Annotated in this window: 1 pseudogene; it reads right to left on the bottom strand. The window is 67.1% G+C overall.

Annotated features, from left to right (window positions below):
- Nucleotides 1-419 (bottom strand): annotated as a pseudogene (locus Q1A36_RS21415) (NAD(P)(+) transhydrogenase (Re/Si-specific) subunit alpha); the annotation flags it as partial.

The raw sequence follows: 419 nt of genomic DNA, 5'->3' as shown, positions 1-419 counted from the left end.
AAATGGCGGATGTTGTTGCCGTAAAGTTCCGAGCTCTGCGCCCCCATGCGGCTGGGGAAATCGGTATAGCCGATGATGATGACGCCGTTCTCGGTCACGATGCGCTCATCCGGCACCGTCAGGTCGCAGTTGCCGCCGCGCTCGGCGGCCAGGTCGACGATGACCGAGCCGGTCTTCATCGCCGCCACCATGTCGGCGGTCCAGAGCTTCGGCGCGTCGCGGCCGGGGATCAGCGCCGTGGTGATGACGATGTCCATCTGCGGTGCCAGTTCGCGGAACCTGGCCAGCTGCGCCTCGCGGAACTCGGGGCTCGAGGGCGCGGCATAGCCGCCGGTCGCGGCACCGTCGGTCTGCGCCTCGGAGAAGTCGAGATAGACGAACTCGGCGCCCATCGACTCGATCTGCTCGGCCACTTCGGG

The organism is uncultured Paracoccus sp., from assembly GCF_947487305.1.
Classification (GTDB): Bacteria; Pseudomonadota; Alphaproteobacteria; order Rhodobacterales; family Rhodobacteraceae; genus Paracoccus.
The sequence above is the reverse complement of the archived record's forward strand: the minus strand, read 5'-3'. Positions and strand labels throughout refer to the sequence as shown.